Here is a 23,051-nt window from a genome sequence, read left to right on the forward strand (position 1 = left end):
ATGCCGCTCGCCCGCCCCGCATCCGCGGCCGGCCGCGTTCCCAGGCGTTCCTTCGCGGGGATCGCGCTGGCGCTGGCGCCGTTGTGCGCGTCCGCTGCGGGACCTGACACCTATTCCCTGGATCCGGTCCACACGCGCGTGCTGTTCGCCATCGAGCACGCCGGGTTCTCCAAGGCGCTGGGCACGGTGTCCGGCAGCACCGGCACCCTGGTCTTCGATCGCGACGACTGGCGCAGCGCGCGCCTGGACGTGCGCGTGCCGCTGGAGCGCCTGGACCTGGGCGATGCGAAATGGAATCAGGCCGCGCTCGCGTCGAACCTGCTCGATGCCAAGCGCCATCCCGACGTGCATTTCGTGTCGACTTCCGTCGAGCCCGGCGAAGCGGACCACGCCCGGGTGTGCGGCGACCTGACCCTGCGCGGCGTGACGAAACCGGTGTGCATGGACGTCACGCTCAACGCGCTCAAGCGCCATCCGCTGCCCCCGTTCCGGCGCACCGCCGGATTCTCCGCGACGGCCACGCTGAGCCGCGCCGAGTTCGGCATGGATGCGTGGAAGAACGTGATCGGCGATACCGTCGAGCTGCGCATCGAGGCCGAAGCCACGCGTGCGCACGACGATGCCGCCGCGCCCGAAGGCACGACGACGCCTGCGCCGGCCGATGCCACGCCGCCGCCGCAACAGAACGAACCCCAACCTCAACCCGAACCCGAACCCGAACCGACACCATGATCCTGAAGAACACCGACGACCGCTGGGGCACCGTCAGCCAGTTCCTGCACTGGCTGATCATGGTGCTGATCCTCGCGCTGGGCGTGGTCGGCCTGGTGATGGTGGAGTTGCCCAAGTCACCCCGCTGGTTCTGGGTGTACGACCTGCACAAGTCCATCGGGCTGAGCGTGATCGCGCTGGTCGCGCTGCGCCTGGCGTGGCGCCTGTTCGCCGGCACGCCGCGGCCGGTGGCCGGTACGCCGCACTGGCAGGAACGCATCGCCTCGATCACGCACTGGATGCTGTACGCGCTGATGTTCGCCGTGCCGCTGTCGGGCTGGTTGTACGACTCGGTCAGCGGCCTGCGTCCGCTGCGGTGGTTCTGGCTGTTCAAGGTGCCCAAGCTCGCCGACCCGAGCCAGTCGCTGAAACCGCTGGTGCGCGACGCGCACGAATGGCTGTTCTGGGCGCTGATCGCGCTGGTGCTGGTGCACGCCGCCGCCGCGTTCTATCACCACGCGGTCCAGCGCGATGCCACGCTGACCCGCATGCTGCCGCGCCGACGCGGCACGCCATCTTCCCCCGCTTCGGAGATCCCCTGATGCCCCGCCCGTATTCCGTCTTCGCGACCGCCCTGGTCGCCGCCCTCTGCGCAACGCCCGCGTTCGCCGCCGACTACGTGCAGGCGGCCGGCTCCAGCCTCGTCTTCGCCAGCAAGTACGAAGGCGAAGCGTTCACCGGCAAATTTCCCAGCTTCAGCACGAAGCTCAGCTTCGATCCCAAGCAGCTGGCCGCCTCGAAGCTGGACGTGACCATTCCGCTGGCCGGCGTGACGACCGCCAACGACGACCGCGACGAATCGCTCAAGGGCAGTGACTTCTTCGCGATCGCCAAGTTTCCGCAGGCGCGCTTCACGTCCACGAAGTTCCGCAGCCTGGGCGGCAACCAGTACGCCGCGGACGGCACGCTGAGCCTGCGTGGCGCAAGCAAACCGGTGACGCTCACCTTCACCTGGACGCCGGGCGCGCAACCGGTGCTGAACGGAAAGGCGACCGTGAAGCGTCTGGACTTCGGCGTGGGCACGGGCGACTGGGCCGACACCGCGCTCATTCCGAACGAGGTGGCGGTGAGCACGAAGGTGGTGTTCGCACCGGCGAAGTAAGACGCCGTCGTTTTCGCCCTGAACGGAGCCGCAAGGCTCCGTTCGCGCATGCGCGCTGCCGTGCGTGGATTTACGCGCACACCACGCAATGATTACACCAGGCGTGCGTTGATGCGGTCGTCCCTCACGGGAGCGCAACGATGATCCGCAAGCTGTCCACCGGTGAATACCGCCTGTACTCGCGCAAGAAGGACCCGCGTACCGGAAAACGGCGCAACCTGGGCACCTTCCGCACCCGCGCGGCGGCGGAGAAGCATGAACGCGAGGTGCAGTACTTCAAGCGTCACGGCTGAACGCCGCAATCGCGAACGCCCGGATCAGCGTGCCAGGAAGCGCAGCACGCCCTCGGCGTCGAACGGCCAGTCCAGCTCGACGCCGCGCGTCTCGTCGCGCAGCACGGGCACGCGAATGCCATAGCGCGCTTCGAGCGCATCGTTGTCGTCGATGAAGACGCTTTCGAACTCCGGCGCGCGCGCATGGGCGAGCACGTCCAGCGCGAGATCGCACAAATGGCAGTCGTCGCGCTGGAACAGCGTCAGTGCAGGTGCCACGGCGGGTATGGAGTCGTCCATCTGCATGCGGCACGGTATGGCGGGGCGGGCCCGACGGGGCGCGTAGAATACCGGGATTCCCGGCGCACCCGTCGTGCGCACGCTGTCCACTTCCGGAGCCGTACGTGGCCGTCAGCAGTTTCGACCTCTTCAAGATCGGCATCGGGCCGAGCTCTTCCCACACCGTCGGGCCCATGCGCGCCGCCGCGCGCTTCGTGCAGCGGTGGCTGATCGAAGGCTGCAACGGCGATGAGGTCGACCTGGAGCGCACCGCCCGCGTGCGCGCCGAGGTGTTCGGCTCGCTTGCCCTCACCGGCCGGGGCCATGGCACCGACAAGGCCGTGCTGATGGGCCTGGAAGGCCACCTGCCCAACGAGATCGATCCGGACCTGATTCCCGCTGCGCTGGAGCGCATCCGCACCAGCAAGCGTCTGCGCCTGTTCGGCCGTCATGAGATCGGCTTCGACGAGAAGCACGACCTCATCATGAACAAGCGCCAGAAGCTGCCCTTCCACACCAACGGCATGCGCTTCACCGCGTTCGACGCGGACGGCAACGTGATCGCCACGCGCGACTACTACTCCGTCGGTGGCGGCTTCGTGGTCAACCAGGACGAAGCGGCGGAAGACCGCATCGTCGCCGACACCACCGACCTGCCCCATCCGTTCCATTCCGGCGACGAACTGCTGGCGCAGTGCCGCGAGAGTGGATTGAGCATCGCGCAGCTGATGTACGCCAACGAGCAGGTGTGGCGCACGCCCGAGCAGATCGATGCGGCGCTGGACGAACTCTGGAACGCGATGCAGGCCTGCGTGGCGCGCGGCATCCGGGAGAAGGGCACGTTGCCCGGTGGATTGCACGTGTCGCGTCGCGCACCGGCACTGCATGCCGAACTCTCCTCGCGACCGGAAGCGGCGATGCGCGATCCGCTGACCACGCTGGATTGGGTCAACCTCTACGCACTTGCGGTGAACGAGGAGAACGCCGCCGGCGGACGCGTGGTCACCGCGCCCACCAACGGCGCAGCCGGCATCATCCCGTCGGTACTGCACTACTACGACCGCTTCTGTCCCGGCGCCAACATCCAGGGCGTGCGCACCTTCCTGCTGACCGCCGCCGCGGTGGGCATCCTCTACAAGGAAAACGCCAGCATCTCCGGCGCCGAAGTCGGCTGCCAGGGCGAGGTCGGCGTGGCCTGCTCGATGGCCGCCGCGGGTCTCACCGCCGCCATCGGCGGCAGCCCCAGCCAGATCGAGAACGCGGCCGAGATCGGCATGGAACACAACCTGGGCCTGACCTGCGACCCCATCGGCGGCCTCGTCCAGATCCCCTGCATCGAGCGCAATGCGATGGGCGCGGTGAAGGCCATCAATGCCAGCCGCATGGCGATGCGCGGCGACGGCAAGCACAAGGTCAGCCTGGACAAGGTCATCAAGACCATGCGCGACACCGGCCGCGACATGCAGGACAAGTACAAGGAAACCTCGCGCGGCGGCCTGGCGGTGAACGTCATCGAGTGCTGATTCCTGCCGCCGGCGAACCTGAATGCGCCCTCCCGTCGGTCCGGCCGGTTTCATCAACACATCGCCCTAAAGTTCCGCGCGCGCCTGCCGATAGACCCTAGGCCATAGGTCTGCTTCTCTGGGGAGGGGGGCGGCATGCAGGGTTCTTACGACTACAGGGCGGTGGTCCTGTCGTTTCTCATCGCGTGGTTCGCCGCGTTCGTCGCGATCCAGCTGGTCGGCCGCGTACGCGGTGCCACGACGCGTCAGGCCACGACCTGGATCTGGGCCGGCGGCATCGCGTTCGGCCTGGGCATCTGGTCCATGCACTTCATGGGCATGCTGGCCTTCCGCCTGCCCGTGCCGATGCTCTACGACGTGCACATGACGGCGCTGTCGGTGCTGCCGGCCGTGCTGTCCTCGGTGCTGGCCCTGTACGTGGCCGGCAGGCTGCGTCGCAGCTTCGCGCAGTTGCTGCTGTCGGCCATGTTCATGGGGCTGGGCATCTGTGCCATGCACTACCTGGGCATGAACGCCATCACCTTCACCCCCAGCGAAACCTACTCACCGTTCTGGGTGGTGGCATCGGTGGTGGTGGCCATCGCCGTGTCGCTGGTGGCGCTGCACCTGCTCACCCGGTTCTCATGGGTGGAAAGCGAACCGCGCTTCGGCGTGCAGATCGCCGCCTCGGCGCTGATGGCGCTGGGCGTGTGCGGCATGCACTACACCGGCATGGCGGCATTGCAGGTGGGCCCGGACACCTTCTGCCTGACCCGCGCCGGCGCCGTACCGGGCGAGCAGCTCAGCCTGGTGATCGTGAGCATCGCGCTGCTGTACCTGGCGGCCATCACCATCGGCTCGCAGCGCGACCTCCACGCCAGTGAGCAGCGCTTCCGCGCGCTGGTGGACGGCGCACCCAACGCGATGGTGATCTTCGGCCCGGACGAGCGCATCTCGCTGGCCAACGTGGAAGCCGAACGCATGCTGGGTTACGGCCGCGGCGGGCTGGTGGGGAAGTCGGTGGACGAACTGCTGCCCGAACGCGTGGTACCGCGCGATCCGGAAGCGCGGGAACGCTTCCTCATGGTGCCGCGCCAGATCCAGCTGGGCGGCGGGCGCGATCTGCATTGCCGTCGCCGCGATGGCGTCGAGATCCCCATCGCCGTCGGCCTGAGCCCACTGACCGTGCTGGGTCGGCGCGTGGTCATCGCCTCGATCATGGACCTGACCGAACGCAAGGAAGCGCAGGCGCGCATCGAACGCCTGGCCTACTTCGATGCGCTCACCGGCCTGCCCAACCGCAGCAGCTTCGAGAACCGGCTGGCGGAAATGCTGGGCGAATCCGGCGGCGACGGCTTCGGCCTGATCTTCGCCGACCTGGACGGTTTCAAGGAGATCAACGATTCGCTGGGACACAGCGCCGGCGATCGCGTGCTCACGCAGATCGCGCACCGCCTTCGCGAAGGAGTGGGCGAACGCGGTGAAGTGTTCCGCTTCGGCGGCGACGAATTCATCATCCTGCTGCCTGACGGCTCGCCCACGCGCGACGCGGGCATCGCCGAAGAACTCATCCGTCGCATCGCGGTGCCGATCTGGATGGAAAGCAAGCAGCTGGGCGTGACGCTCAGCCTGGGCAGCGTGCGACATCCCGAACACGGTCGCGAGATGGATGGCCTGGTCAAGCGTGCCGACATCGCGCTCTACCAGGCCAAGAGTGCCGGCAAGAACGTGCACCTGTGCTTCCGTGCCGACATGGAGGAATCCGTGACACGGCGCTTCACGCTGCTCAATGATCTGCGCAGCGCGCAGGAGCTGGGCCAGCTCGCCCTGCTCTACCAGCCGATCATCGAACTGCGCACGCGACGCATCATCGGCGCCGAAGCGCTCGTGTACTGGAACCATCCGCAGCACGGGCGCATCACACCGGCCACCTTCATTCCGGTGGCGGAAGAACACGGACTGATCGAATCGCTGGGCGAATGGGTGCTGGAGGAAGCCGTACGCCAGTCCGCGGGCTGGCGTGCGCGCGGCCTGCCACCGCTGCGCCTGGCGGTGAACGTGTCGTGCGCGCAGTTCCGCGACGCCAACCGCCTGCGCAACGCGGTCGATCGCGTGCTGCGCCGTCACGGCTATCCGGCCGACGGGCTGGAGCTGGAGATCACCGAACGCCAGATCATGCGCGATCCGGAGAGCAGCATCGCGACGATGAAGGCGCTGTCGGAGCTGGGCGTGGCGATGTCGCTGGACGATTTCGGCACGGGCTATTCCAGCCTCGGCCACCTGCGCGACTTCCCGCTGCGCAAGCTGAAGATCGACCAGAGCTTCACCGAACAGATCGATCGCGACGCACCGGGCCGGGCCATCGTCCGTGCCGTGGTCGAGCTGGGCCGCAACCTGGGCATGCAGGTGGTGGCCGAGGGCGTGGAGCGCGAGGCCCAGATGGGTCCATTGCTCGCCAGCGAATGCGCGCAGGCGCAGGGCTTCCTGTTCGGCGCGCCGATGCCCGCGGCGGAATTCGAACGCCGGCTGCTGCGACCAATGACGGTCTGACACCGCCCGACGGGCGGCGGGACGGCGGCGTCCTCATGCCGCCTACGCACGGCGGTGTTTACCATCCGGCCAGGCCCGCCGGAGCGATCGCCCATGCCAGCCCGTCTGAGTCGGCGCGACTTCCTCAAGTGCAGCGTGGTGGCCGGAATCGGCGTGTACATCGCGCAACCGGGCAGCGCGGCGCTGGCGGCGTTGTTCGAACGCGAGCGCCTGCGCCCGATGCCTTGGGACGCCCACACCGGCCACATCCGTTACCGCACCGACGCCACCGCCAAGGTCACCGGCGAGAAGGTCTTCAGTTTCGACATGCGCGCGCGCGACCTGCCCGGCTGGCCGGACACGCAGGCGCACGCGATGCTGCTGCGGGTCACGCGCGCCGATCACGCCTACGCGGGTTTCGACCTGTCAGTGCTCGGCGAGGGCCTGCGCCCCGACCGCGTCGTCACCGCCGCCGACCTGCAGCGCGACGGCGTGGCGTTCCCGCCGTTCTACGGCGAGGACATGCTGCTGCCCGAAGGAAAGACGCCGGCTTACCTCGGGCATGCGGTCGCGCTGCTGGTCTGGCACGACTTCGCCCGCTTCCGTGGCGCCAAGAATGCGCTGAAGTTCCGCGATGACGTGATCGCCTGGGGTGCGCGCACCGGGCCGCTGGATCGCCCGCCGTGGGCGGCGTTCCGCTACGTGCGCGTGGGCGGCGCGACGCCGTTCGACGACGACGCGTATTCCAGCCTCAAGGACACCCCGTTGTTCCCGTCGGGCTTCGATCGCAAACGTCCCTTGTGGCCGCAGGCCGACAAGAGCGGGACGCTAGGCGCACTCGGTGCGGCGCATGCGGCCGCGATGGCGACCGAACTGGCCACGCCAACGGATGGCACGCTGGTGCTGGAACGCGAGTACTTCTCGCAGTCCATCGACACCGCCGCGCTGGAACCGGACAACGGCAACGCCTGGTTCGACGCGGCCACCGGCACGCTGCACGTGGTCTGCGCCACGCAGTCGCCGCAGGAAGTGGCCGAGGCCGGCGCGAAGATGCTCGCCGACAGCCACCTGGGCGTGCGCAATCTGGTGCTGCATCCCTGCTACACCGTCGGATACGGATCCAAGGACCACAACCCCTACCCGTTCTACGTGCTGATGGCCGGTCTGTATGGCGACGGTCGGCCCGTGCGGCTGGCCAACGACCGCTACGAGCAGTTCCAGGCAAGCCTTAAGCGCCACAGTTTCCGCATGCATTACCGCATGTCGGTGGACCGCAGGAGCGGCAAGTTCCAGGTGTTCCAGGCCGACATGCTCGGCGACGGCGGTGGTCGCCAGAACTTCTCGCCTTCGGTGTGCCTGGTGGCCGCGACGGCGGCGCAGTCGATCTACTACTTTCCGCGCAGCGACCTGGCCAGCACGGTCATCGCTTCGCGCGCGCTCGACGCCGGTTCCGCGCGCGGTTACGGCACGCTGCAGAGCATGGGCGCGACGGAAATGATGGTGGACGAGATCGCCGCCGCGCTGGCGATCGACCCCATCGAACTGCGCCAGCGCAATGTGTTCACCTCGGGCATGAAGAACACGCAGGGCGCGATTCCCGGCGGCGCCCAGCGCGCCGACGAGGTGCTCGCCGCGTGCCGCAAGCATCCGTTGTGGAGCGCGCGCGAACAGCGCAAGAAAACCTACGAGGCCGAGCATCCGGGGCACCGCTACGGCGTGGGCTTCGGCTGCGTGCAGAAAGATTTCGGTACAGGAGCCGAAGCCGCGTTCGCGGAAGTCGCGCTGTCGAAGGAAGGACGCGTGCTGCTGCGGCATATCGGCGTGGAAATGGGCACCGGCATGGCGACGAGCCAGGCTGCGGTGTGCATTCCCTGGCTGGGACGTCCGGCGGACGACGTGCTCACCGGCGAGAACGCGTGGGACGAGCTGCCAATGTTCGCCAACGCCGACCCGTGGCTGATGACGCAGGACGAGCAGGACCGCAACGTCGGCAATCCGCGCTGGACGCCGAACCACATCAGCCCGAGTAGCGCGAGCAACTCCGCGTACTTCTTCAGCCATGCCACGCGCGAAGCGGCGCGACTGCTGTTCACGCAGGGCCTGTGGCCCGCGGCGCTGGCGATCTGGGGCGAAGGCTTCGGCGGCGGACAGCTCGCGCCGCTGGTGATCCGTCGCGAGGACGCGCGCTGGGTCGAAGGCAAGCTCACAGCCGGCGGGCTGGCGCCGCTGCCGTTGGCAGCGATCATCGCGCGCGCCTACGAACTGGGCCTGGCCACCGGCGCCATCGTGCACACCTTCAACCGCTGGCAATGGGCCGAAGCGGAGTTCCCGCTGGACGGCGACGACGCGCGCCTGCCGCTGGACGGCATCGCATTGCGCTGGGGCGATGGCAGCGTGGCCGGCAAGGGCACGCCCACCGCCAACGGCTATCGCATGATCGAACGCACGCGTGCGCATTACCCGCCGGCGCAACGCAACAATGCCGGCGTCGTCTACTACAGCGCCATCGGCACGATCGCCGAGGTCGCGGTGGATACGGGCAGCGGCCAGGTGCACCTGCTCGACCACCATTCGGTACTCGAATGCGGCAACCCGATCGTGCCGGAACTGGTCTCCGGACAGCTGCAGGGCGGCTTGGCGATGGGCATCGGCCATGCATTGCACGAGTTCCTGCCGCTCTACGAAGACGGTCCCGGCGACGGCACCTGGAACTTCAACCGCTACACACTGCCGCGCGCGCATGACGTGGCGGTGTGGCAACAGAGCGGCGACATCCTGCCGGCGCTGTCGGCCACCGATCCACCCAAGGGCATGGCCGAGGTGGTGATGATCGCTGTGGTGCCCGCCATCGTGAATGCCATCGCACACGCCACCGGCCACCGTTTCCGTGAGTTGCCGGTCACGGCGGAGAAGGTGCTGGCCGCGATCGAGGCCGAACCGGCGGCGACCGCGCACGTGGAGAAGGCGTCATGAGCACGGTGCCCAGTCGCAAGCGTCCACTCACGCTGCACATCAACGGTCGATCCTTCGGCCCACTCGACGTGCCCGAAGACATGATGCTGGTCGACGTGCTGCACGAGTACCTCGGACTCACCGGAACGCGCTTCGGCTGCGGCCAGGGCGAGTGTCGCGCGTGCACGGTCATCGTCGACGACGACACGCCCGATGGAAGCCGTGGGCCGCGTGAGGTACGCAGCTGCATCACCGGCGCGCACTACTTCGCCGGCAAGCCCATCCGCACGGTCGAAGCGCACGCACGCCGCGACGAGGCCGGCGACATCGTCGAACTCTCGCCCGTGCAGCAGGCGTTCCTGGATCACTTCAGCTTCCAGTGCGGCTATTGCACGCCGGGCTTCGTCAACGCTGCCACGGTCCTGCTGGAAAGGCTGGCGAAAGCACCCATCGCGAAGGCCGACGTGGAAGCCACCGTGCTGGAGGCGCTCGACCCGCATCTGTGCCGCTGCACCGGTTACGTCCGCTATTACCAGACGGTGAAAGCGCTGGTGCTGGGCACGCCGGGTCTTGTGAAGGGGGACGCGTCATGAGCCGGGCGACCCGATTCATCGCCTGGGGGCTGCTGTTGCTGCTCGCGGTCGTGCTGATCGCGATGCTGGCGGGCTGGATCTCGCGCTGGAACGCCGCGCGCGGCCCGGTGCAGACGGTGTCGGCGAGCGCCGAACAACTCGAACGCGGTCGATATCTCGTCGTCGCCGCCGACTGCGCGGCCTGCCATACCGTTCCGGGCGGCGCGCCGTTCGCGGGCGGATTCCCCCTGAAATCGCCGTTCGGCACGATCCACGGGACCAACCTCACGCCCGATCCGGACCACGGCATCGGCCGCTATACCGCCGACGATTTCTTCCACGCACTCACGCGCGGCGAAGCGCGGGACGGGCACCAGCTGTATCCGGCAATGCCCTATGTGTCCTATCGCAACGTGACGCGCGAGGACAGCGACGCGATGTACGCCTGGTTGATGACCCGGCATCCGGTGGCGCAGGCCAATCGCGCCAACGACGTCCGGTTCCCCGCGAACATCCGCACCGCCCTGCACGGCTGGAACCTGCTGTTCGCCGGTCGAGGGATACCGACCGCATCGCAGGGCAATTCGGCGCAATGGGAACGCGGCCGCTACCTGGTCGACACGCTCGGCCATTGCGGCGAATGCCACACGCCGCGCGGCCGCCTGGGCCAGCTCAAGCTGGATCGCACGCTGACGGGCAACGCCGACCTCGGCCGCTACGCCGCACCCGACATCACACCGGACGGATTGGCCGCACGCGGCTGGGACGCAGACATGCTGCAACGCTACCTCGCCACGGGCGACAGTCCGCGCGCGGTGGCGTCCGACGAAATGCTGACGGTGGTGAACCTGTCGACCAGCCGCCTGAGCGATGGCGACCGCAGCGCGATGGCCACCTACCTGCTCGGCGACCGCGCACCGTCGCCGAAGACGGCTGCGACGCTCGCCAGTACGGAAAATGCGCCCGCCCAGCGTCTGTACTTCAACCTGTGCGCCGGTTGCCACGGACGCGACGGCGAAGGCGTGCCGAACGTCGCGGTGAGCCTGCGCGAGAACAGCAGCCTGCGCGAACCCGACGCCCGCAACCTCATCGTCGCCATCCTCGACGGACTGCCCGTGCACGACTTCCCCGGCACCGGGCGCATGCAGGACATGCCGGGCTTCGCCGCCGACCTGAGCGATGCCGAGGTCGCCGCCCTGTCCACGTGGCTGCGCCAGCGCCACGGCGGCCAGACCACGGCGGTGAACGAGACCCAGGTCCGTGATCTGCGGAAGGCCCGGCCGCGCGACACAGCGGGCGGCCACTGACCCGCACTGACCTGCCTTGTCCTGTAGGACAAGCCATCACGTCACCGCTGTGATGACTGACCGGTGCGGTCGTGATGCCCATGCCATCGCCGACAGCCGGTCGCCTTCACGCGCCGAACTGTGACGCAAATCCCGATGCCCGACCGCCCTCGCTGACAACGTTGTCAACGCAAGACACGTGCGGACGCGCCGCCCCCGGCGCCTGAAGGCTTCCTGCAGCGGGAGGTGGTGACGTGTTGGATCCCATCGGCGGTCTCCGCGACCGCACTCCTCCGGCCATGCCGACGCCCGAACCGCACTGATCCACCGGCCCCGCCCGTGCGGGCCGGCGCACTGCATCGAACTCAGTGGAAGGGAGCCGCTCCGCGCCGCGGACCGGCAGGTGATGTGACTCAACGGAGGGAAGACTGATGCAAAGGCTGATCGGAAGAAGGACGGCGCCGGCCTGGTTGCTGTCCTGCATGCTGGCCGGACTGTCGCTGCAGGCCGCGAACGCACAGACGGTGTCGTGCGCCGCGATCCCCGCATGGAACGCGTCCACCATCTACAACGCCGGCGACAAGCTGGTCTATCAGAACCGCCTGTACCAGGCGAACATCCAGATCTGGAACGCGCCACCCACGCACTGTCCCACCTGCGGCTGGTACACCGACCTGGGCGCGTGCGGCACGGGCGGCCAGAACCAGGCACCGAGCGTGACGCTAACCGCCCCCACGAACGGCGCCAGTTACACCGCCGGCAGCAACATCGCCGTCACCGCGAACGCGAGCGACAGCGATGGCACCGTGGCCAGCGTGGAGTTCTTCCGCGGCACCGTGTCGCTGGGCGTCGACACCAGCGCGCCGTACGCGGCGACCTGGAGCAACGCCACCGCCGGCAGTCACAGCTTCACCGCGAAGGCCACCGACAACCAGGGCGCGACGACGACCTCGAGCGCGGCGAGCATCACGGTCACCACCGTCAACCCGCCGACCGACACCACGCCGCCCAGCGTGCCCACGGGCCTTTCCGCCACCGCGTTGTCGTCCAGCAGCATCGCGCTGAGCTGGAACGCGTCCACCGACAACGCCGGCGGCACGGGCGTGGCCGGTTACGACGTGTACCGGGGCGGCACGCTGATCGCGTCGCCGACCACCACCAGCTACACCAACAACGGACTAGCCGCGAACACCACGTACTCCTACACGGTGCGCGCGCGCGACAACGCGAGCCCGGCCAACGCCTCGGCGCAGAGCGGCGCGGTAAGCGCGAAGACGCTCGACGTCGGCGGTGGCGGCAACAAGCGCATCATCGGCTACTTCGCGCAATGGGGCATCTACGCCCGCAACTACCGCGTGAAGAACATCGACACCAGCGGCTCGGCGTCGAAGATCACGCACATCAACTACGCCTTCGGCAACGTGCGCAACAACCGCTGCCAGGTGGGCGTGGTCATCCCGACGAACGAAGCCACCGGTGAAGGCGGCGATGCGTTCGCCGACTACACCAAGGCCTTCGGTGCGGGCGAGAGCGTGAGCGGCGTGGCCGACACCTGGGACCAGCCGCTGCGCGGCAACTGGAACCAGCTCAAGCAGCTCAAGGCGAAGTACCCGAACATCAAGGTGCTGATCTCGCTGGGTGGCTGGACCTGGTCGCGTGGCTTCGCCAGCGCGGCGCGCCCGGAGAACCGCGTGGCGTTCGTGTCCTCGTGCATCGACGCCTACATCCGCGGCAACCTGCCCGTCACCGACGGCGCGGGCGGCGCGGGTGCGGCGGCCGGCGTGTTCGACGGCATCGACCTCGACTGGGAATACCCGTCCGCCTGCGGCCTGACCTGCGGCACGCCGGAAGAGAGCGCCAACTTCACCGCGCTGCTCGCCGAGTTCCGCCGTCAGCTCGACGCGGTGCGTCCGGGCCTGCTGCTGACCATCGCCGCGGGTGCTGGCGTCGACAAGGTGCGCGTGACCGACCCGGCCACGTATTCGCAGTACCTGAACTACATCAACGTGATGACGTACGACTTCCACGGCACATGGGACGCACGCACCAACCATCACTCGCCGCTGTTCAATTCGCCCAACGACCCGTCCACGGGCGACCAGAAGCTCTACAACAGCAACGACGCGATGGAAGCGTTCCTCTCGCGCGGCGTGCCGGCGTCCAAGCTCAATCTTGGCATCGGCTTCTATGGCCGTGGCTGGACCGGCGTGCCCAACGTCAACAACGGCCTGTACCAGACCGGCTCCGCCGCGCCCGGCACGTACGAAGCGGGCAACGAGGACTACAAGGTCATCAAGGACCGCCCGGGCACCATCTACACCGATGCCAACGCGCGCGCGACGTGGAAGTACGACGGCAACACGTTCTGGAGCTACGACACGCCGGCGATGGTCACCGAGAAGATGAGCTACGTGAAGGCTCAGAACCTGGGCGGCGCGTTCTTCTGGGAGTTCAGCGGCGACGACGCGACCGGCACGCTGGTGAACACCATCAACAACGGCTTGAAGTAGGCCAGGACTCTCCCAGCTCCGACGACGGGCTTTTCCTCAGCGCCGGCCCACGTGGCCGGCGCATTTTTATGCGCCGGTTTCGCTCAGCCAGGTACGGACCAGATCCAGCACCCGCCCGGGCTCGTCGCGGTGTGGCACGTGCCCGCAGTCGGGCATCAGTTCCACGGTGGCGCGTCCGCCGGTGAGGTCGGCGATGCGCTGCGGGTGCCGCGACGATCCGAACTCGTCCAGACCGCCATGCATCGCCAACGCGGGGCAGCGCACCGCGCGCAACGCATCGTCGAGATTCCAGCCGGCGAACTCCGGCGCGAGCCAGGTATCGATCCACGCGTGCAGGACCCATTCCGCCTTGTCGCCGTGATAGCGACGCAGCCGATCGACCTGGCCGGGCTGTGCGAACGACTGCCGGGCATCGACGATGCCCTGCAGCGTGCGGTCCTCGACGAAGGTCTGCGCCGATTCGGTAATGAGCGCACGACACGCCTCGGGCCACGCCGCCGCGCAGGCGATGGCCATGCCGCCACCGACGCTGTGGCCGAACGCTACGAACGCATCGATGTCCAGTACTTCGCGCAGACGCTGGAACCCGACACGGGCTTCGTCGTGCACGAAGTTCGCGTCCAGCGTGCGCGGGTTCGCGTCCGAGCGCCCGAAGCCGAGCCGGTCATAGGCAACGACGCGTCGTCCGGTCACGCGCGCAAGGCGCTCGGGAAAGTCGCGCCACAACGCCACGCAGCCGAGCGAATCGTGCAGCAGCACGATGGGCGCCGCGTCGCGTGCGAGCGCTGGACGCCACTGCGTCGCGAACACGCGGCCGGCATCCGTCTCGACCCACGATTCCTCCATTGCCACACCGGACATCGATCGCGCACTCGCAAACCGGACGAAGCCGGCGATGCGACGATGATGCCACCAGCGCCGTCATCGCACGGTGCGTGCGATGGCGGAACGCGGGCCTCACGCCCGCTTGAACACCAGCGTCGCGTTGTTTCCGCCGAAGCCGAAGCTGTTGGACATCACCGTGTCCAGGCGCGCGTCGCGGCTCGCGCGCGCGATGGGCAGGCCTTCTGCGCGCGGGTCGAGTTCGTCGATGTGCGCCGAACCGGCGATGAAGCCGTCGCGCATCATGAGCAGGCAGTAGATCGCCTCGTGCACACTGGCGGCGCCCAGCGAATGGCCCGACAGCGCCTTGGTCGAAGACACCGGCGGAACGTTGGCGCCGAAGACTTCGCGGATCGCGTTCAGTTCGACGATGTCGCCCAGCGGCGTGGCGGTGGCGTGGGCGTTGAGGTAGTCGATGGGCGTATCCACGCCGACCAACGCCTGGCGCATGCAGCGCACCGCACCTTCGCCGGAGGGAGCGACCATGTCCGCGCCGTCGGACGTGGCGCCGTACCCGACCAGCTCGGCGTGGATGTGCGCGCCACGCGCCAGCGCATGTTCGCGATCTTCAAGCACCAGCATGCCGCCGCCACCGGCCATGACGAAGCCGTCGCGGTTCGCGTCGTACGGGCGCGACGCGGACGACGGCGTGTCGTTGCGACCGGTCGACAGCGCGCCCATCGCATCGAACAGGAACGCCATGCCCCAATGCCCTTCTTCGCCGCCACCGGCCAGCACGATGTCCTGCCGGCCGGCGCGGATGAGGTCCGCACCCATGCCGATGCAGTGCGCCGACGTCGCGCACGCTGCCGACACCGACGCGCTCACGCCGCGGATGCCGAACGCGGTGGCCAGCGTCGCCGACACGGTGGAACACATCGTGCGCGGCACCATGTACGGACCGACCTTGCGCACGCCGCGCGATCGCAGCAGATCGGCGGCTTCGATCTGCCACTGCGGAGAACCGCCGCCGGAACCGGCAATCACGCCGGTGCGCTCGCTGTGCATCTGCTCCGGCGTCAGCCCCGCATCGGCGATCGCCTGCTGCGTGGAAACGTGCGCGTACGCGGCCGCGTCGCCCATGAAGCGACGCGGCTTGCGATCGATCAGCGCGTCGAGGTCGATTTCCGGCACACCAGCGACCTGACTGCGCAATCCGGCTTCGGCGTACGCCGGCTGATGGCGGATGCCCGAGCGTCCCTCACGCAACGACGCGGACACGGTGTCCACATCGTTGCCCAGGCACGACACGATGCCCATGCCCGTGATGACTACGCGACGCATCGTCAGAAACCCTCCGTGGAGGTGAACAGGCCGACACGCAGGTCCTTCGCCGTGTAGATCTCCCGGCCGTCCACGAAGGTGCGGCCATCGGCGATCACCAGGTTGAGGCGGCCGCGGATCACGCGGCGGATGTCGATGACGTAGGAAACGAGCTTCGCGTCCGGCAGCACCTGGCCGGTGAACTTGACCTCGCCCACGCCGAGCGCGCGGCCACGCCCCGGCTCGCCCAGCCACGGCAGGTAGAAACCGGCCAGTTGCCACATCGCATCGAGGCCGAGGCATCCGGGCATGACGGGATCGCCGGCGAAGTGGCAGTCGAAGAACCACAGGTCAGGACGGATATCGAGTTCGGCGCGGATCTCGCCCTTGCCGTACGCGCCGCCTTCGCTCGCGATATGCGTGATGCGATCGAACATCAGCATCGGCGAAGCAGGCAGGCGGGCGTTTCCGGGGCCGAAGAGTTCGCCTCTCGCGCAGGCCTGGAGTTGCGCGAGATCGAACGAAGAGAGCTGATTCATGCAGGGGGACACTGTGGGCAGATTGCAGGTTCGCCGACACATCATCGCATCGCCTTGACCCAGATCAATGGCGTTTCGCCATGCGCAGGCGTACGGCGCAACCTCGCGCGTCGCGGTCGCGACGCGCTCAAACCCTGTGATTACTGGGGAAATTTCGCAAACATCTTCGTCACCGCCTGGTCCACGGCCTTGTCGACCTTTGCCGGCGACGACGACACCGTTTCCGTGGCCGTACCGCGCCAGATGGCCTTCTGCTGCTTGCTGTCGAACATGTCGACGATCAGCGTGCCGACCTCGTAATTGTGAACGCTGGTGGTGGCGGTGCCCATGCCCATGCCGCCCACGCCCCAGCCGCCGCGCCAGCCCCAGCCGCCGAGCGGCGTGCCGGTGTAGAACGTGTCGAGCGACTGCTTCTGCGACGTGGAGACGTGCGCGGCAACGGCCACGTCGCCCTGTTCGGCCAGCGTCCAGCCCTTCGCCTTCAGCTGCGCGTCGATGTTGTCGACGATGCGCTCGTCGACCAGCGGCGAACCGCCCTGTGGCTTCAACGCCCAGTAGTACGTCTTGTATGCAGAGAAGTCGGCGGCGGGATCGCGATCGACGGTGACCTTGGGCGCCGCGGTGGCCATCACCGGGAACAACAACGCGAGCAGAAGAATTCCTTTCATGACACGACCTGTGGGTTTCGTGGGGGAAAGGAGGACGGCAATGCCTTCACCGGATCTGGATGTCCTCCAGGGCCAGCATCCGAGCTGCGGCTAAAGCCTAGTTCTGCGCCGTGAAGCCACGGTCAATGATCGGCCGATGTCGATGTCGGCGCGCACATTGCTTGCACTTCCCATCATCACTGCCGCATCGCCCCTGCCCGGACGACGCGGAACGAGCGTGCGCTCAGCGCGCCAGTCGCAACACGTCGTCGAGCAATCCCGCCGCGGTGACTTCCGCGCCGGCACCCGGGCCCTGGATCACCAGGGGCTGCGAAGGGTAGCGATCCGACCAGATCGCGACGCGGTTGTCCGTGCCGGCACCGCCCGCGAGCGGGTGATTGCCGGGCAGCGATTCCAGCCCGACCTTCGCGCGGCCATCCTGCAGGCGCGCGATGAAGCGCAGTTTCTCGCCGCGCTTGTAGGCCGCGGCGAAACGCTCGCGCAGCGGCGTGTCCAGTGCGGGAAGCGCGCCGTCCAGCGCTTCCTTCGACAGGATGGCCAGCTCCGGCGGCACCAGCGAGGTGACGCTCACCTCGTCCGCATCCAGCTCCACGCCCGCGGCGCGCGCGAGGATGAGCAGCTTGCGGCGCACGTCCTCGCCGGAAAGGTCGTCCCGCGGATCGGGTTCGGTGTATCCCGCGTCGCGCGCCTGCCGCACCAGCGCGGAGAACGGACGCATGCCGTCGTAGTTGTTGAACAGCCATGCCAGCGAACCTGACAGCACGCCGGCGATGGCGTGGATACGGTCGCCACCGGCACGCAGTTCACGCAGCGAGCGCAGCAGCGGAAGACCCGCGCCGACGGTGGCGCTGTCGCCATAACCGGCGTGACCCACCGCGGACGCCGCGCGGATCGCGTGCCAGCGCGAGAGCGAGGTCCCCTGCCCGATCTTGCAGGCGGTCGCCACGTGGATGCCCTGCGCCAGCCAGTGCGCATGGCGCTCGGCGACGATCTCGCTCGCGGTCGCATCGACGACCACCCGCACACCGTCGCCGTGCAGCGCAGCGTCAACGGCTTCGATCGAGCTGGCCTGCGGTGCCAGTGCGAGCCGCTGTGTCGCCTCGCCCGGCGCCAGGCCGGAACGGTCGCTGACGGCGTGACGCGAGTTGGCCACGTGCACCAGTTGCACGCGACGACCCAGCGGCGATGCGTCCCAGGAGACCAGTCGCGACAGCACCGCGCTACCGACCGTACCCGTCCCCAGCAGCGCGATGCGCGCAGGCGCGGGGTGCGCCTGCGGGGCGACGCCGCGTGCGATCTCGACCGCCGCCAGGCTCATCGTTTCACGCGCTCGGCGATCTCCACCGCCTGCTCCGCGCGCTCCAGCGCGGCAGCGATGTCGCTCACCAGGTCGTCCACGTGCTCGATGCCCACCGACAGGCGCAACAGGCCGTCGCCGATGCCGGCGGCTTCGCGCGCTTCGGCCGACATCGCCGCGTGCGTCATCGTGGCCGGATGCGCGACCAGGCTTTCCACGCCGCCCAGCGATTCGGCCAGCGTGAAGCACTGAAGGCCGTCGAGGAACGCGCGTACGGCATCGACGCCACCATCGAGTTCGACGCTCAGCATCGCGCCGAAGCCCGTCTGCTGACGTGCGGCGACCGCGTGGCCCGGATGCGACTCCAGCCCCGGGTAGTGCACGGCGCGCACCGCCGGATGCGCGTCGAGCAGCGCCACCAGCGCCTGCGTGTTTTCCTGGTGCACGCGCAGGCGCGCATCCAGCGTGCGCAGGCCGCGCAGGGTGAGGAAGCTGTCGAACGGCGAGCCGGTCAGGCCCAGCGCGTTGGCCCACCACACCAGTTGCTGGTGCTGCTCGGCATCGCGCGCGACCACGGCACCGCCGACCACGTCGCTGTGGCCGTTGATGTACTTGGTGGTGGAGTGGACGACGAAGTCGGCTCCGAACTCGATGGGCTGCTGCAGCGCGGGCGACAGGAAGGTGTTGTCCACCACCGTCAACGCGCCGCGGGCCTGCGCGGCCTCGATCACGAAGCGCAGGTCGGTGATGCGCAGCAGCGGGTTGGACGGCGTTTCGATCCACACCACGGCAGGGTTGGTGGCCAGCGCGTCGGTGAGCGCGCGCGGGTCGGTGAGGTCGGCGGTGATGAGTTCGAACGCGCCCTTCTTCGCCAGCGCGTTGAACAGGCGCCAACTGCCGCCGTAGCCGTCGTGCGGCACGACCAGGCGATCGCCCGGCTTGAGCAGCGCATGCAGCAGCAGCGTGATCGCGCCCATGCCCGTGGCGGTGACCACGCCGCCGGCGCCGCCTTCCAGCTCGGCCAGCGCCTCGCCCAGCAGGTCGCGGGTGGGGTTGCCACTGCGCGTGTAGTCGTACTGACGCTTCTCGTTGAAGCCGGCGAAGCTGAAGTTGGACGACAGCACGATCGGCGGCGTCACCGCGCCGAAGGCGGTGTCGCGATCGATGCCGGCGCGGACGGCCGAGGTACAGCGGTTGCGCGTGCTCATGCCGCCACCTCCGTGCGCTCGGCGGCAATGCAGTCTTCCAGCGCCTCGCGCAGGATCGTCGCGATGGCCGCTTCCTCCTTGAGGAAGGCGTCGTGCCCGTACAGCGAACGCAGCACGCGCAGGCGCGTTTCGCCGCGCAGGCGTTCGACCAGGTCGTAGGCATCGGACACCGGCACCAGACGGTCGTCGGCAACGGCCACGACCGTCACCGGAATGCGGATCGCGGTGGGGTCCACCACCTGCAGGTCGATGGATTCGGACAGACGCAGGTAGGCGGTCGGCGAGGTGCGTTCGACATACGTCGCGCCGCAATGATCGAGGTAGTCCTCCGCGCCCACGCGCACACGGCCTTCGCTCACTTCCGCGGCGTCGAAGCGCGCGGCGAATTCCTCGGGCGTGCGGTAGCTGAGGATGGCCAGCTGGCGTGCCAGCGCCAGGCCGTGGGTTTCATCGCACTGCAGGGCGCCCAGCGCCACCGCGCGACGCTGCAGCGCGCGCCATGCGCTCGCATACGGATGCGCACGATGCACGCCGCTGATGGCGACCAGCTGGTCCAGTCGCTGCGCATGGCGTGCCGCGAACTGCAGGCCAACCATCGCACCGTACGAGCAGCCCACGAACGCGCGCAGCCGCGCGATGCCCAGCACGTCGAGCAGCGCGGCGATGGCGTCGGCCTGGTCGGACGGATCCAGCGGCGCGTCCAGCGTGCCGTCGGCGCCCACCCAGTCGAACGCGACCAGGCACTGTTCCTGCGGGTCCAGCGCGCGACCGGTGCCGACCTGCTGCGTCCACCAGCCAGACTCGGCAAAGGCGTTGCTGGCGGTGAGATGGCGGTGCGCCGAAATGCCACCGGCGACGAACACCGCCGGCTGGCGGCGGTCGCCGAGCAGTTCGTAGCGCAGCGTCACGCGGCGACGGCCGGCATGGCGCAGGTCGAGCTCGATGTCGCACTCGCCGCGCAGCGCGGGCACGGCCTCGTGCGAGACCGCGCGGGCGATGGAATCGAGGACGTCGACGCGTTCGCCCGGTGCGGCGTGATCGAAGGTGGAAGCGGTGGGGGCGAGGCTCATGGCGGGCATCCGAAGTGACGGGGCCATCGAGCCTGCGAGTCGCCCGCGCGCTCCTGGGCGCACGTTGCAACCATCTTCCGACCGGCGACGCCCTGGCGCCCCTGCCGCAGGAATTGGCACCTTCACTCGCCCCAAAAGGGAGGAGTTGGGTTGCCCCGGCTTCTAAGGGCCTGTCCCTCAGCCGGTCTCGATGGATGGACGCAGTCTGCAGCGGGCCGGGGACGCTGTCAATCGCTTCATCCGCATATAGCGATTTATTATGTCGGTCACGTCTGCGGCTCACACGAAACAGGCGCGCCGAATACACTTCGACCATGACTCCCCGCTTCCTTCTCCCCCCCGCCATCGCATCGTTGCTGGCGGTCCTGGTCACGGCGTGCGCCACGACGCCGTCGATCACGCCCCCACCGCCCACCACCGCCCAGGTCGCGCCCGCCGTGCGCACGGTGCTCGAACGCTACGTCTCGGCCGAAAGTCCGCAGGACGAACTCGATTCGCTGGCCACCTGGCCCACCGAGGACGGCCATACCTGGCTGATCGCCACGGCCAAGTCCACGCATCGCCTGGTCGTGTTCGATGCCGACACGGGCAAGCGCCTGCGCGAGGTCGGAGGCGAAGGCTCGCAGCCTGGGCAGTTCCGTCGTCCCAACGGCATCACGGTGTACGGCGACATGGCCTTCGTGGTCGAACGCGACAACCACCGCGTGCAGGTGCTCTCCCTGCCCGACTTCAAGCCATTGGGCAGCTTCGGCGAAAAGGAACTGCGCAGCCCGTACGGCATCTGGCTGGATGAAACCGAGCCGGGCGAGCTGGAGGTCTACGTCACCGACAGTTTCATGTACGGCAAGAAGTTCGACCAGGTGCCGCCGCTGGCCGAACTGGACCAGCGCGTTCGCCGCTTCCGCGTGCAGTTCGACCAGACCGGCCGCCTGCGCACGCACTATGCGGGCTCCTTCGGCGACACCTCCGAGGACGCGGCGCTGCGCATGGTCGAATCCATCGCCGGCGATCCGGACAACGACCGCCTGCTGATCGCCGATGAAGACCGCCGCCACGAATCCACGCTGCGCGAGTACAGCATCAGCGGCAGGTACACCGGTCGCAGCCTGCCGCAGGACAGCTTCGCCGCCGAGGCCGAGGGCGTGGCACTGTGGACCTGTGGCGACGCGTCCGGTTACTGGATCGCGGTGGACCAGCTGGCGCCGCTGACCATCTTCCACCTCTTCGATCGCGCCACGCTGGAACCGCGCGGCAGTTTCCAGGGCGAAACCACCGCGCACACGGACGGCGTCGCGCTGCACGCGGCCACCACCGCACAGTTCCCGAACGGCGCGCTGTTCGCCGTGCACGACGACAAGTCCGTTACTGCCTTCGACCTGGGCGAGGTCGCACGCGGGCTCGAACTTTCGCCTGCCTGCACGCAATAAGGCCATGTCACGCGCACGCCGCTACGGTTCGTGGTTGCTGGGCATCGCCGCGCTGTTGATGGCGTTCGGCGCCGGCGCGGCGAAGATCTACCGCTGGACCGACCGCGGCGGCATCACCCATTACGGCGACCACGTACCCGACGCCGCGCCGGCGCAGGTGCAGACGATTCCGGTTGAGGGCGAGCCCAGTGCGATCGCCCGTCTGCGCATCGAGAACGATGGCGACCGTTTCCTCGCCTTCGCCGACAACCGCCTGTCCGGACCGATCGAAGTGCAGCTGGATTTCAGCCGCGGCGAGAACGTGATCGGCCAGCCGGTGCTACCCGCGCGTGCGACCGTGGCGCCGCGCGGCAGTGCACTGGTGGCAGTGCTCAGCTCGGCTGATCCCGACCGCGGTTTCGATTTCGAATTGCAGATGGAGAGCCTGCCTGGCGATCCGACGGCGCGACCACGCGATGTCGATTACCTGTTGCCGCTGCAGCAGGCGCACTTCCGCATCGATCAGGGTTACGGCGGCCAGTTCAGTCATCGCGACGAACAGAACCGCTACGCGGTGGACTTCGCCGCCGAGATCGGGACGCCCGTGCTGGCCGCGCGCGAGGGCGTGGTGATGCAGGTGGAATCGGATTTCGACAAGGCCGGCCTCAACCTGGAACGCTACGGCGGCCGCGCCAACTTCGTGCGCATCCTGCACGACGACGGCACGATGACGCTCTACGCGCACCTCAAGGCCGAAGGCGCGCTGGTGCGCGTGGGACAACGCGTGCGCGCAGGCCAGCAGATCGGGCTGTCGGGCAACACCGGTTTCACCACTGGCCCGCACCTGCACTTCGTCGTGCAGGTGAACCGTGGCATGCGGCTGGAGTCGATTCCGTTCCGGATGGTCGGACCGCAGGGGCCGCTGCGGATATCGGGTGGGTGA

The 23,051-nt window shown here is 68.4% G+C and carries 20 protein-coding genes and 1 riboswitch; of the genes, 12 read left to right on the plus strand and 8 right to left on the minus strand.

The genetic code is table 11. The features are described 5' to 3' along the window. From QLQ15_RS00055 to QLQ15_RS00070, 4 genes are all read left to right on the plus strand, one after another. Complete coding sequence (locus tag QLQ15_RS00055; protein WP_432277756.1) at positions 1-732, plus strand: YceI family protein; 732 nt, start codon at positions 1-3, stop codon at positions 730-732. Further along, entirely contained in the window at positions 729-1,313 is a 585-nt protein-coding gene (locus QLQ15_RS00060) for a cytochrome b (protein WP_283210835.1), read from the plus strand. The genes QLQ15_RS00055 and QLQ15_RS00060 overlap by 4 nt, the downstream gene beginning before the upstream one ends. Continuing rightward, a complete protein-coding gene (locus tag QLQ15_RS00065; RefSeq protein WP_283210836.1) occupies positions 1,313-1,873 on the plus strand; it encodes a YceI family protein in 561 nt (186 codons plus the stop codon). Before QLQ15_RS00060 ends, QLQ15_RS00065 begins: the two co-directional genes overlap by 1 nt. Positions 1,874-2,013: 140 nt before the next feature. After that, positions 2,014-2,166 carry a hypothetical protein gene (locus tag QLQ15_RS00070; protein ID WP_283210837.1) on the plus strand — a complete coding sequence of 51 codons (153 nt, stop codon included), beginning with the start codon at positions 2,014-2,016 and terminating at the stop codon, positions 2,164-2,166. Between the two features lie 24 nt (positions 2,167-2,190). Here QLQ15_RS00070 and QLQ15_RS00075 read toward each other — a convergent pair whose 3' ends face one another. Next, positions 2,191-2,424 carry a glutaredoxin family protein gene (locus tag QLQ15_RS00075; protein WP_432277757.1) on the minus strand — a complete coding sequence of 78 codons (234 nt, stop codon included), beginning with the start codon at positions 2,422-2,424 and terminating at the stop codon, positions 2,191-2,193. A 125-nt stretch (positions 2,425-2,549) separates the two neighbouring features. Between QLQ15_RS00075 and QLQ15_RS00080 the strand changes: the two genes are divergently transcribed. The 6 genes from QLQ15_RS00080 (at position 2,550) to QLQ15_RS18320 (ending at position 13,775) form a co-directional block, all read left to right on the plus strand. After that, the gene (locus tag QLQ15_RS00080) at positions 2,550-3,947 is read left to right on the plus strand and encodes an L-serine ammonia-lyase (protein WP_283210838.1); all 1,398 of its coding nucleotides are present in this window, start codon (positions 2,550-2,552) and stop codon (positions 3,945-3,947) included. 135 nt (positions 3,948-4,082) lie between these two features. Beyond that, the gene (locus tag QLQ15_RS00085) at positions 4,083-6,476 is read left to right on the plus strand and encodes an EAL domain-containing protein (RefSeq protein WP_283210839.1); all 2,394 of its coding nucleotides are present in this window, start codon (positions 4,083-4,085) and stop codon (positions 6,474-6,476) included. A gap of 93 nt (positions 6,477-6,569) precedes the next feature. After that, entirely contained in the window at positions 6,570-9,428 is a 2,859-nt protein-coding gene (locus tag QLQ15_RS00090; protein ID WP_283210840.1) for a xanthine dehydrogenase family protein molybdopterin-binding subunit, read from the plus strand. After that, positions 9,425-10,000: a (2Fe-2S)-binding protein gene (locus QLQ15_RS00095; protein WP_283210841.1), complete on the plus strand. Its 576-nt coding sequence runs from the start codon at positions 9,425-9,427 to the stop codon at positions 9,998-10,000. The genes QLQ15_RS00090 and QLQ15_RS00095 overlap by 4 nt, the downstream gene beginning before the upstream one ends. After that, the gene (locus tag QLQ15_RS00100; protein WP_283210842.1) at positions 9,997-11,286 is read left to right on the plus strand and encodes a cytochrome c; all 1,290 of its coding nucleotides are present in this window, start codon (positions 9,997-9,999) and stop codon (positions 11,284-11,286) included. The genes QLQ15_RS00095 and QLQ15_RS00100 overlap by 4 nt, the downstream gene beginning before the upstream one ends. Positions 11,287-11,696: 410 nt before the next feature. Then, complete coding sequence (locus QLQ15_RS18320; RefSeq protein WP_345782408.1) at positions 11,697-13,775, plus strand: glycosyl hydrolase family 18 protein; 2,079 nt, start codon at positions 11,697-11,699, stop codon at positions 13,773-13,775. A 66-nt stretch (positions 13,776-13,841) separates the two neighbouring features. On the opposite strand, the gene QLQ15_RS00115 is transcribed toward QLQ15_RS18320, so the two are convergent. The 7 genes from QLQ15_RS00115 to metX all read right to left on the minus strand — a co-directional run bounded on the left by QLQ15_RS00115 (position 13,842) and on the right by metX (position 20,702). Then, positions 13,842-14,636, minus strand: coding sequence for an alpha/beta fold hydrolase (locus tag QLQ15_RS00115; protein WP_283210843.1), 795 nt, complete (start codon positions 14,634-14,636; stop codon positions 13,842-13,844). Positions 14,637-14,732: 96 nt separating this feature from the next. Then, positions 14,733-15,941: a beta-ketoacyl-ACP synthase I gene (gene fabB / locus QLQ15_RS00120; protein WP_283210844.1), complete on the minus strand. Its 1,209-nt coding sequence runs from the start codon at positions 15,939-15,941 to the stop codon at positions 14,733-14,735. 2 nt (positions 15,942-15,943) lie between these two features. Continuing rightward, positions 15,944-16,459: a 3-hydroxyacyl-[acyl-carrier-protein] dehydratase FabA gene (gene fabA / locus QLQ15_RS00125; protein WP_283210845.1), complete on the minus strand. Its 516-nt coding sequence runs from the start codon at positions 16,457-16,459 to the stop codon at positions 15,944-15,946. Positions 16,460-16,599: 140 nt separating this feature from the next. Beyond that, the gene (locus QLQ15_RS00130) at positions 16,600-17,127 is read right to left on the minus strand and encodes a DUF4136 domain-containing protein (RefSeq protein ID WP_283210846.1); all 528 of its coding nucleotides are present in this window, start codon (positions 17,125-17,127) and stop codon (positions 16,600-16,602) included. A 223-nt stretch (positions 17,128-17,350) separates the two neighbouring features. Further along, positions 17,351-18,445 carry a homoserine dehydrogenase family protein gene (locus QLQ15_RS00135; RefSeq protein ID WP_283210847.1) on the minus strand — a complete coding sequence of 365 codons (1,095 nt, stop codon included), beginning with the start codon at positions 18,443-18,445 and terminating at the stop codon, positions 17,351-17,353. Next, on the minus strand, positions 18,442-19,632 hold the full coding sequence (locus QLQ15_RS00140) for an O-succinylhomoserine (thiol)-lyase (protein WP_283210848.1): 1,191 nt from the start codon (positions 19,630-19,632) through the stop codon (positions 18,442-18,444). The genes QLQ15_RS00135 and QLQ15_RS00140 overlap by 4 nt, the downstream gene beginning before the upstream one ends. After that, positions 19,629-20,702, minus strand: coding sequence for a homoserine O-succinyltransferase MetX (gene metX / locus QLQ15_RS00145; protein ID WP_283210849.1), 1,074 nt, complete (start codon positions 20,700-20,702; stop codon positions 19,629-19,631). The genes QLQ15_RS00140 and metX overlap by 4 nt, the downstream gene beginning before the upstream one ends. Positions 20,703-20,769: 67 nt before the next feature. Beyond that, positions 20,770-20,899, minus strand: a riboswitch (SAM riboswitch). Between the two features lie 117 nt (positions 20,900-21,016). Between metX and QLQ15_RS00150 the strand changes: the two genes are divergently transcribed. Both QLQ15_RS00150 and QLQ15_RS00155 read left to right on the plus strand, forming a co-directional pair. Beyond that, the gene (locus QLQ15_RS00150) at positions 21,017-22,129 is read left to right on the plus strand and encodes an NHL repeat-containing protein (RefSeq protein ID WP_283210850.1); all 1,113 of its coding nucleotides are present in this window, start codon (positions 21,017-21,019) and stop codon (positions 22,127-22,129) included. Between the two features lie 4 nt (positions 22,130-22,133). Continuing rightward, a complete protein-coding gene (locus QLQ15_RS00155; RefSeq protein WP_283210851.1) occupies positions 22,134-23,051 on the plus strand; it encodes a peptidoglycan DD-metalloendopeptidase family protein in 918 nt (305 codons plus the stop codon).

This window comes from Lysobacter stagni (genome assembly GCF_030053425.1).
In the GTDB taxonomy this organism is placed as follows: Bacteria; Pseudomonadota; Gammaproteobacteria; order Xanthomonadales; family Xanthomonadaceae; genus Lysobacter_J; species Lysobacter_J stagni.

Excerpts from the sequence above, each read along its gene's own strand:
- QLQ15_RS00150 (WP_283210850.1), top strand. The coding sequence starts at position 21,017 with ATGACTCCCCGCTTCCTTCTCCCCCCCGCCATCGCATCGTTGCTGGCG.
- QLQ15_RS00055 (WP_432277756.1), top strand. The coding sequence starts at position 1 with ATGCCGCTCGCCCGCCCCGCATCCGCGGCCGGCCGCGTTCCCAGGCGT.
- fabB (WP_283210844.1), bottom strand. The coding sequence starts at position 15,941 with ATGCGTCGCGTAGTCATCACGGGCATGGGCATCGTGTCGTGCCTGGGC.
- QLQ15_RS00130 (WP_283210846.1), bottom strand. The coding sequence starts at position 17,127 with ATGAAAGGAATTCTTCTGCTCGCGTTGTTGTTCCCGGTGATGGCCACC.
- QLQ15_RS00065 (WP_283210836.1), top strand. The coding sequence starts at position 1,313 with ATGCCCCGCCCGTATTCCGTCTTCGCGACCGCCCTGGTCGCCGCCCTC.
- QLQ15_RS00140 (WP_283210848.1), bottom strand. The coding sequence starts at position 19,632 with ATGAGCACGCGCAACCGCTGTACCTCGGCCGTCCGCGCCGGCATCGAT.
- QLQ15_RS00095 (WP_283210841.1), top strand. The coding sequence starts at position 9,425 with ATGAGCACGGTGCCCAGTCGCAAGCGTCCACTCACGCTGCACATCAAC.
- QLQ15_RS00090 (WP_283210840.1), top strand. The coding sequence starts at position 6,570 with ATGCCAGCCCGTCTGAGTCGGCGCGACTTCCTCAAGTGCAGCGTGGTG.
- metX (WP_283210849.1), bottom strand. The coding sequence starts at position 20,702 with ATGAGCCTCGCCCCCACCGCTTCCACCTTCGATCACGCCGCACCGGGC.
- QLQ15_RS00155 (WP_283210851.1), top strand. The coding sequence starts at position 22,134 with ATGTCACGCGCACGCCGCTACGGTTCGTGGTTGCTGGGCATCGCCGCG.
- QLQ15_RS00060 (WP_283210835.1), top strand. The coding sequence starts at position 729 with ATGATCCTGAAGAACACCGACGACCGCTGGGGCACCGTCAGCCAGTTC.
- QLQ15_RS00115 (WP_283210843.1), bottom strand. The coding sequence starts at position 14,636 with ATGTCCGGTGTGGCAATGGAGGAATCGTGGGTCGAGACGGATGCCGGC.
- QLQ15_RS00085 (WP_283210839.1), top strand. The coding sequence starts at position 4,083 with ATGCAGGGTTCTTACGACTACAGGGCGGTGGTCCTGTCGTTTCTCATC.
- fabA (WP_283210845.1), bottom strand. The coding sequence starts at position 16,459 with ATGAATCAGCTCTCTTCGTTCGATCTCGCGCAACTCCAGGCCTGCGCG.
- QLQ15_RS00135 (WP_283210847.1), bottom strand. The coding sequence starts at position 18,445 with ATGAGCCTGGCGGCGGTCGAGATCGCACGCGGCGTCGCCCCGCAGGCG.
- QLQ15_RS00070 (WP_283210837.1), top strand. The coding sequence starts at position 2,014 with ATGATCCGCAAGCTGTCCACCGGTGAATACCGCCTGTACTCGCGCAAG.
- QLQ15_RS18320 (WP_345782408.1), top strand. The coding sequence starts at position 11,697 with ATGCAAAGGCTGATCGGAAGAAGGACGGCGCCGGCCTGGTTGCTGTCC.
- QLQ15_RS00100 (WP_283210842.1), top strand. The coding sequence starts at position 9,997 with ATGAGCCGGGCGACCCGATTCATCGCCTGGGGGCTGCTGTTGCTGCTC.